This is a genomic window from Microcoleus sp. B7-D4, assembly GCF_036705125.1.
Classification (GTDB): Bacteria; Cyanobacteriota; Cyanobacteriia; order Cyanobacteriales; family Microcoleaceae; genus Microcoleus.
Window position 1 is genome coordinate 1 of record NZ_JAUBTT010000193.1, and the last position, 6,497, is coordinate 6,497.

Here is a 6,497-nt window from a genome sequence, read left to right on the forward strand (position 1 = left end):
CGTCCCGCCCGTCCTTTTTGGACGGGCGGGACGCCCATCCCACTTTCAAGAGTGGAAGTTATTTAATTCTCATTCCTAAGTGAAAATTTAACGGATATAGCTAAAATTGATAACGTTCCAAGAAGACTTGGCATTCTACAGACATGGGGGACAAATTATAACTTAATCACATTTGTCAATCCGTAATTTTACTGAAAATACTGCTTATTTAGGAGTGGAAAATTGGCGATTTGGGGGTATGTGGGCATAAATATGCCGATCGCCATGATTGCTCGATCGCCCAAATCTAAGTTCTACAGCCAAAATCTGAGTAAATGCTGAGCATAATTGCTGATTGACCAATGCTTCCCTAGCTTAAGTTGTCACCAATGTTCTACCAATAGGATTGATTAGCAATAGAATTGATGAGAATGAGAAATAGAAATACTTGGCGATACATCCGAAGAATTAAGGGAAATAGTGTCGCAAGGGATACATATATCGCAGATTGAAAGCCTAATAGTCGCGCTACTGAACGTTTTCTTCATTACCCAAATTGGAGGCAACGAAAACCTTGCGATCGCACAATTGGACAGAAGTTCTAGAATAAAAGCTGAAATGCACGATCGAACATGAGCAAATTCCCACCACAGAAAACCCAACCGCCACAGCAAGAGAGCGCAACAGCACAGGCATTGCGGCAGGCTCACTTCGAGGCTTTTTTTGCAGGTGCCAACGCCGGAATGGTGATTTTTGACCGCCAACTCCGGTATGTCCAAATAAACGAAGTTCTGGCAGAGATCGATGGCATTTGTGTGGCAGACTATATTGGTCGGTCGCTGCCTGAAATGCTGCCAGAATTGGCTCCGACTCTGGAACCGATGCTGCAAGGCATTCTGGATACGGGCCAGCCGATACTTGAGTGTGAAGTAGTGGGTGAAACGGCGAAAGAACCAGGCATCATCCGCTACTGGGAAACATCTTACTATCCTTTGCGGGACGAAAATGGCCTGGTTTTTGGTATTGGTGGGATTGTAATTGAAATTAGCGCTCGCAAGCGGGCAGAACAAAAGCAGGCACGACTGACGGCAATTTTGGAAGCAACTTCCGACTTAGTAGGAGTTGTGGATGTGACTGGGCATAGTGTCTATCTCAACAAAGCCGGACAGGAAATGCTGGGGATGTCCCCAGAGGAAGCACGATCGCCCTTTACTATAGATTCTGTATTAGCTCCCTCGGCAAAAGCAAAGTTCCACAACGAAATAATTCCCACCGCCTTGCGAGAGGGTAGGTGGGCTGGTGAAATCCTATTTTTGTCACGGGATGGGGAAGAAATTCCAGTCTCCCAGGTTTTGATCGTTCACAAAACGGAAGCGGGCGAAGTCGAGTTTATTTCCACTATTGTGCGGGATATTCGCGATCGCAAAAACGCAGAAGATGTCCTGAAACAAAGTGAAGAACGATTTCGTTCTTTGATCGAAGCTACCGCTCAAATTATTTGGATCGCTAATGCTGAGGGCGAATTGGCCGGCGAGCAACCTACTTTATGTGCATTTACAGGACAGACATTTGATGATTACAAGGTAGGGGGTGGGCTCAACGCTATCCATCCAGACGATCGCTCGTCTATTGCCACTGCCTGGTCAACTGCTGTTGCTAATCGATCGTTCTATGAAGTTGAATTTCGTATGCGCCGCTATGACGGGGAATATCGCTACATGAGTTGTCGTGGTGTCCCAATTCTGAATGCGGATGGTTCAATTCGGGAATGGATTGGGGCTAATACAGATATTACCGATCGCCAACAAGCTGAAGAAGCTCTGCGCGAACAGCAAGCTGCGCTGCGCGATCGCAATGTCTTGCTGAGCTCTATTTTGGAAAGTACGCCAGACATAATTGTTGTTAAAGACCGGGAAGGCCGATATGTTGCCCTTAATTCCGAGGTGGCAAAATCCTTTTACGGTAGATCCATTGAGGAAATTATCGGTAAAGATGATTCGGAACTCCTTCCCCCGGAGGCCGCCGTTGCAATAATGGCAAAAGACCGCCAGATTATGGAAGCAGCCATTACTGAAACCTACGAAGAAGAGGTTTTCAATGGAAAAGAGAATACTTCTTTTTTAACCACAAAAGCCGCTTGGCGGGACGCTCAGGGAAATATTCTCGGCCTGATTGCCATAGCACGAAACATTAACGATCGCAAACAAATGGAAGCAGAATTGCGCGATCGTAATGCACTGCTAAAGTCTATTTTGGAAAGTACACCAGACTTCATTGTCGTTAAAGATCGGGAAGGGCGTTATGTTGCCGTTAACTCCAATGTGGCAAACTTCATGGGCAAGCCAATTGAGGAAATCATCGGCAAAGATGATTGGGAATTCCTACCGCATGAGAGTGAGAGTGTCCGTGCAATTATGGCAAAAGATCGCCAAGTGATGGCAACAGGAATCGCTGAGACTTACGAGGAAGAGGTCTCTCAGGGTGAGACCACCGGGACCTTTTTCACTACCAAGACTCCTTGGCGGGATGCTAAGGGCAATATCCTCGGCATTATCGCGATATCACGAGATATTAGCGATCGCAAAAAAGTCGAGCAAACACTCCGTCAAACCCTAGAAATACTGGACTTAGCCAGCGATGGTATCATTATTAGGGATATGGATGATCGCATCATATACTGGAACCAAGGTGCAGAAAAGCTCTATGGTTGGACAAAAGCCGAAGTAGTCGGGGAGTACATTCACACATTCTTGAAAACAGCCTTTCCTAAACCGTTAGAAATCGTAACGGCAGAGTTTTTTCAGCAGGGAACTTGGGAAGGAGAACTGCAGCACACCACCCGCGATGGTCGGGATATTATTGTGGCAAGTCGCTGGACATTACAGCGCGATGGGGAAGGAAAGCCTTGTGCCCAACTCGAAATTAATAATGACATTAGCGATCGCAAACAAGCGGAAGATGCTATCAAGCAAAGCGAAGAACGCTATCGTTCGCTAATCGCTGCTACCTCCCAACTTGTCTGGACAGCGGATGCTGAAGGAAGATCCGTGGATCAACCGAGTTGGAGAGCTTACACCGGACAAACCGAAGCCCAGATGGCTGATGGTTTTGGCTGGTTAGATGCAATTCACCCGGACGATCGCGAACGAACGCTTCAGGTGTGGATGGAAGCAGTGACAACGAGAACCCTGTACGACATAGAATATCGAATCCGGGGAGCGGATGGAAACTATCGTTATTTTCAAGGTAGGGGAGTACCAATTCTCGATGAAGATGGCAACATCCGGGAGTGGGTTGGCACTTGCAGCGATATCCACGATCGCAAACAAGCGGAAGATGCTATAAAACAAAGCGAAGAACGCTATCGTTCGCTAACCCTTGCCATCTCCCAAATTGTCTGGACAACCGATCCTGAAGGAAGATGCCAGGATTCACCGAGTATGAGAGCTTACACCGGACAAACGGAAGCTGAGGTGGTTGGTTTTGGCTGGTTAGATACAATCCACCCGGACGATCGGGAACGAACTGTTCAGGTGTGGATGGAAGCAGTGCAAACGAGAAGCCTGTTTGAGATGGAATATCGAATGCGCGGAACGGATGGAAACTATCGTTATTTCCAAGCTAGAGGGGTGCCACTTCTCGATGAAGATGGCAGCATCCGGGAGTGGGTTGGCACTTGCATCGATATCCAGGATCGCAAACAAACAGAAATCGTACAGGCAAAAGCCAGGGAAGCTGCAGAAGCCGCAAGTCGCGCAAAAAGTGAATTTCTTGCCAACATGAGCCACGAATTGCGGACTCCGCTTAATGGCATCATGGGATACGCGCAGATTCTTCAGCGTTCCAAAGTCTTGAATGAAGAAGAGCGATCGCGCATTGATGTCATTTATCAGTGCGGTTCGCATTTACTGACGTTAATCAATGATATTCTCGATTTGTCGAAGATTGAAGCACAGAAAGTGGAACTAATGCCCACAGATTTTCATTTCCCGGCGTTCCTGCAAGGTGTAGCAGAAATGTGTCGCATCCGAGCTGAAATTAAGGGAATTCACTTTCATTTTCCATCCAGCCCCGAACTGCCGATCGGCATTCATGCGGATGAAAAACGCTTGCGACAAGTGTTAATTAATCTTTTAAGCAACGCTATTAAATTTACGGATGAGGGCAGTGTCACTTTTATAGTCAGTTTTGCCACAGAAGGAAAAATTCGCTTTGAAGTACGCGATACAGGTACCGGCATTGCCCAAGAGCAACTCCAAGCTATCTTTCAGCCCTTCGAGCAGGTTGGAGATCGCAGACGGCAGACGGAGGGCACCGGGCTGGGATTGGCAATTAGCCAAAGGATTGTAGAACTAATGGGCAGTACCATTCAGGTTCAAAGTGAGATGAATGTGGGCAGTATTTTCTGGTTTGATGTTAGTCTGCCTCAAGCCGATGAATGGGTGAAAACGTCTCAAATCGACCATCACGGGCAGATTATCGGCATCAAAGACCGCCAACCTAAGATTGTGGTTATTGATGACAAATGGGCTAACCGTTCGGTAATTAACAATTTGCTCAGTCCGATCGGCTTTGAGGTGTTTGAAGCGAACGATGGGCTGGAAGGCTGGGAAAAAATTCTAGAGGTGCAGCCAGATTTAATTGTTACCGACCTATTAATGCCCGAACTCGATGGCTTCGAGGTGATTAAGCGGGTTCGAGAATCGGAAAATTTCAAAGACACCGTGATTATTGTCTCTTCTGCCAGCGTATTTGAAACCGATCAATACAGAAGTTTAGAAGCTGGAGGCAACGCCTTTATTCCCAAACCAATTCAGGCAACTGAACTCCTGCAAAACTTACAACAGTATCTTGATTTGCAATGGGTTTATGAAGCTAATGAAGAGCCACTGGCGAGATCCTCAGACACCGATGAGCTAATTGCCCCGCCTGCTACAGAAATGGAAATGCTATACGAGCTCGCTATGAAAGGAAATTTCCTAGAAATAGTTAAGCAGGCGGTATTACTTGAAGAACTAGATCCCAAATACATTCCCTTTGCTAAAAGATTGCATCAAATGGCAAAGGACTTTCAAGACGAAGAGCTTTTAACGTTTATTGAGTCCTACAAGTAAGGTTTATGAATTCAGAAATTCAAGCAAATGGTACGATTCTTATAGTTGATGACAATTCAGCTAACTTAGGTGTCTTATCTGATGCCTTAAGCCAAGAAGGATTTGAAGTTCGGGTTGCAAAATCTGGCAAAATGGCACTAGAGCGAGTCAAATATGCTCTACCGGATCTAATCTTGCTAGATGTCATGATGCCAGAAATTGATGGATTTGAAACCTGTCGTCGATTACAGGCTAATCCAGAAACTAAACAGATTCCCATTATATTTATGACTGCTCTCTCGGATACGGCTAATAAAGTTGAGGGGTTTAAGCTTGGGGCTGTAGATTATATTACCAAACCCTTCCAACAGGAGGAAGTATTAGCTCGCGTCAAGCTGCATTTAAAGCTTCATGTTCTAGCTGACAAATTAGAAGAAAAAAATATCTTATTGGAGCAAAAAGTTTTAGAAGTCAGCCAAGCCTATGAAGATTTACAACAAATGCAGCTTAAGTTAATCCAAAGCGAAAAAATGTCCGGCTTAGGGCAAATGGCGGCTGGGATTGCTCATGAAATAAACAACCCTATAAACTTCATATCCGGCAATCTGGGTTATGCCCAAGAGTACGCTCATAACTTACTAAAAATTATACATCTCTATCAAGAAGATTATGTAAATCCCACCCCTCGGATTCAAGCCGTAATGGATGAAATAGAACTGGAATTTGTGGAGGAAGATTTTATCAAAGTTCTTAACTCAATCAACTTAGGAACGCAGCGCATCCAGGAGATTGTCAAGTCTATGCGAATCTTTTCTCGCCTAGATGAGGCAGAGGTGAAAGCTGTAAATATTCATGAAGGAATTGATAGTACACTCACCATCCTGCATCATCGTTTAAAAGCAAAACCAGAACATCCTGAGATTGAACTAATAAAAAAGTACGGTCAGCTTCCACCAGTAGAATGCCATGCCGGACAATTAAATCAAGTGTTCATGAATATTATTTCCAATGCCATTGATGCTTTAGATGAATCTAATCAGCAGCGTTCTTTTGCAGAAATCAAACAACACCCGAACCGCATTCAAATTGCTACAAAAGTAATTGACGAGAATTGGGTGGCTATTTATATTAGTGACAACGGTCGGGGAGTTTGCGAAACTTTACAACCGAAAATATTTGACCCTTTTTTTACCACCAAACCTATCGGTAAAGGAACTGGGTTGGGGTTATCTATCAGTTACCAAATTATCGTTGAAAAGCATGGGGGCAGATTATACTGCCAGCCTGGATTAGGAAAGGGAATAGAATTCGTCATTGAAATTCCTATTCGGCAGCAAGCTTGTAAAGCTGCTTAGGATCGCGAATTAAATAACTTACAATTTTAATTGTTATTGTGGGATGGGCGTCCCGCCCGTCCTTTTTGGA

The 6,497-nt window shown here is 45.0% G+C and carries 2 protein-coding genes; both read left to right on the forward strand.

The features are described 5' to 3' along the window. The first annotated feature begins 611 nt into the window (after positions 1 to 611). Positions 612 to 5,093 carry a PAS domain S-box protein gene (locus tag QUB12_RS36310; RefSeq protein WP_333140791.1) on the forward strand — a complete coding sequence of 1,494 codons (4,482 nt, stop codon included), beginning with the start codon at positions 612 to 614 and terminating at the stop codon, positions 5,091 to 5,093. Between the two features lie 5 nt (positions 5,094 to 5,098). Then, positions 5,099 to 6,427: a response regulator gene (locus QUB12_RS36315; RefSeq protein WP_333140789.1), complete on the forward strand. Its 1,329-nt coding sequence runs from the start codon at positions 5,099 to 5,101 to the stop codon at positions 6,425 to 6,427. Positions 6,428 to 6,497 lie beyond the last annotated feature (70 nt).